Annotated in this window: 2 protein-coding genes; one reads left to right on the top strand and one right to left on the bottom strand. The window is 50.4% G+C overall.

Annotation, left to right across the window (positions count from 1 at the left end):
- Nucleotides 1-776: zinc-binding dehydrogenase (locus J4G02_22070; GenBank protein MCE2397201.1), on the bottom strand; the 776-nt coding region annotated here is incomplete at its 3' end.
- Between the two features lie 874 nt (nucleotides 777-1,650).
- On the opposite strand from J4G02_22070, the gene J4G02_22065 reads away from it, so the two are divergent.
- The coding region (locus J4G02_22065) for a PQQ-like beta-propeller repeat protein (protein ID MCE2397200.1) at nucleotides 1,651-3,207 on the top strand (1,557 nt) is incomplete at its 3' end.

The raw sequence follows: 3,207 nt of genomic DNA, 5'->3' as shown, positions 1-3,207 counted from the left end.
ACAAGCCGTTTGCTCATAATCTTTGATGAATGCAACGGCAACGGCTCGCCTTGGTATAATGCAATCAACTGGAGGGTTCCCTTCCTGCGCACCATGTCCTGTGCCTGCTCGAACGATTTAACCCCGGCGTGTCCGCCGACGCAGTCAATCACAAGATCTGCACCATTCCCATCGGTTAAACGTTTCACCGCTTCAACGGGATCTTCTTCCGAGGCGTTGATAGTAACATCCGCCCCCAATTCATTGGAGAGTTGACACCGCAGCGACACCGCATCAACCGTGATAATGCGTTCAGGACTATACCCCCGCAACACCTGCATCATCAGGCTCCCGACGATGCCTTGCCCCAGAATGACGACCGTATCCCCTTCTTGGACCCCCGATGAATCCGCCCAAGCGACCGAACTTATGGAGAGGGGCAGGAATGTCCCCTCTTCAAAGGAGATATCGTCCGGGAGCGCCACGACCCGTCCGTCCACGCTGGCATCGACCTCTCCGACAGCATATTCAGCGTGGGGTGCAACAACCATCACCCGTTGTCCGACCTCATACTCCGTGACCGCCGATCCGATTTGCTCAACGACGCCCGTGAGGGAATACCCCATCATCGATGGAGGGATTGCTTCCTCCATGATATAACGACGAAACAGTTCAGAACCACGGCTAATCAGCGTGGTATGTGTTCGCACCAAAACTTGACGACTGTTAATCTCAGGAATCGGTATATCTTCCAACTGAATGTTGCCGAAACCTTCTGGCTTAATCACACGAATCATGGCACACCCCTCCTATGCGGGAAACATCAAATATGCGTAGCAACACGATGAGCAAATCTCCGTATCTTCACCATATTCTACAACATTATTCTAATTATGTCTCTACTATTTTAACGCCAGTTGCTAGGGCGTGTTGACATTTGAAAATTGAGCCAATTTTGATAACCTTCGGACGCACTACCCCAGTGATTTAAGACAAATGGAACGGAGATCTCCGTTCCCTATGAAATATACGCGTTTCTATGCACCGGTGGGCACCATCGTAGGGAACAACGATCGTTGTTCCCTACAACCGCTATAAAATGTCAACAGAGCCTAGAGATATGCGGCGCGATAAAATTGCCCCTTATCCCCGTGGGTCGGACAACCCCAATAAATCAGGATTCCGCTTGCGCTCAACTTGCCAGATCTACAAAGCCCCAGCGGGGCGATGGGTGTATAGAAAACCGAAGTCCCTCGCCCCAAAGCCCCAGCGGGGCGACAGGTGCGTCATAAATTCCGTTATTTCTTATAAGTGTCGAGTATGGAAACTCGACCTACAGATTGTCTGGCAACTTGCGTCATTTTATCGAGGTTTGCGGCAATTTTCCGCTGCTTCTTAAAATCGCCCAAAAATTCACCTCGTCTAAATTTCCACGATTATCTTGAAATTCCTTGAAGCCCGATCTATTCTTCGGCATGTAATGCGAGTAAGTTTTTGATTGACTTTGTAGACCCACGTAACATAAAATGTTTTCGTTGAATCAACGGTATACGCTCAAAGAAGAATTTAATTTTCGGTGTCATATAATCATTCTAAGCGGTAGATAGTCTAATGCTATAATTGATACTTCTTGATTCATCAACACACTACAGCACAGGATAGGAGATTTGGATGCGAAATCGGGTTACGCTTAAAGTATTTCTTTGTTTCATCTTAGTAGGGGCAGGCCTTTGTACCTCCTTGATCGATTTTAATAATGCGTTGGCTTCGGATTGGCCCAGTTGGCGCGGTCCCAATCAAGATGGCTCATCCTCAGAAACCGGCTTAGTCTCAAGCTGGTCTTTAGAGGGCGACAACTTGCTTTGGAAGGCAGACTTTATCGGTCGCTCCACACCAATCGTATTGAACAACCGCGTCTATGTTATCGGGCGCGTTGGTGTGGACATCACTGAACAGGAACGGGTTGCGTGCTTCGATACCAAGACAGGAAAGATGCTCTGGGAACACCGATTCAACGTCTTTCATAGCACTATCCCGTTTAATCGACTGGGGTGGACCAGTTTGGCGGGAGATATGGAAACGGGTTATATCTACGCTCACACCATCAGCGGCGTGTTTGCCTGTTTCGACAAGGATGGAAAGATTGTTTGGTCGCACTCTTTGACGGAGGAATTCGGTCGTTTCACTGGTTATGGCGGGCGAACTGTTACACCCGTTGTCGACAGGGATTTTGTGATTCTCAGTTTCCTGAACACCAGTTGGGGAAGTCACGCCGCGATGCGCCACCGTTATTTCGCCTTTGACAAAAAGACCGGCGAAGTGGTGTGGACAACAAAGCCCGGTGGTCCTCCGAAGGATACAACTTACCCCGTCTCTGTCGTAGCAGAGATAAATGGTCGTCGGTTGCTAATCGACGGCAATTCGGACGGTCATGTGTACGCAATGGACGTGCAGACGGGAGAGAAAGTTTGGGGATTCCAAGTCAGTCAGGGACCGCTCAATGCGTCAGTGGTCGTCGATGGCACACGGGTTTACGCAAGCCACAATCGGGAGAACACGGACACAACGGTGATGGGGCGCGTTGTCTGCATTGACGGAACAGGCAGAGGTGATATAACCAAAACGCACGAACTCTGGCGCGTTGACGGCATTGAGGCGGGCTATAGCTCTCCAGCGATAGCCGATGGTCGGCTTTATGTTGTGGATAGCGCGGCGAATTTACACTGTCTCGATGGCGAAACCGGAGAGGTGCATTGGACACATAGCCTCGGAACGGTGGGCAAGGGATCCCCTGTTGTCGCTGACGGTAAGATCTATGTCACGGAGGTCAACGGGCACTTCCTCATCTTGCAACCGGGTGAGAACGAGTGTAAAACGCTCAGCACGATACAGATTGAAAGGGAATCCGGTCGCTATGCGGAGATCTACGGTTCACCTGCCATCGCTGACGGTCGGGTCTACTTTACCACTGAGGAAGGACTTTACTGCTTGGGGGTTCAGGGGGCTTCCGCTTCCACTTCAAACCCAGTTGTCTCTGGATCCGCCGGTTTGAAGATGTCTACTGGCGCTCCAGTATCAATACAGGTTGTACCCACCGAAGTTTTAGCCCAACCGGGAGACAACCTCCAGTTTCAGGTTCGCCCTTTTACTGATTCAGGCGCAGTCGCAACAGATGGTGACAAGGTTGCCGAGTGGTCAATCAATGGGTTGCTAGGGGTTATTGATGAG

Source organism: Candidatus Poribacteria bacterium, assembly GCA_021295755.1.
In the GTDB taxonomy this organism is placed as follows: Bacteria; Poribacteria; WGA-4E; order WGA-4E; family PCPOR2b; genus PCPOR2b.
The sequence above is the reverse complement of the archived record's forward strand: the minus strand, read 5'-3'. Positions and strand labels throughout refer to the sequence as shown.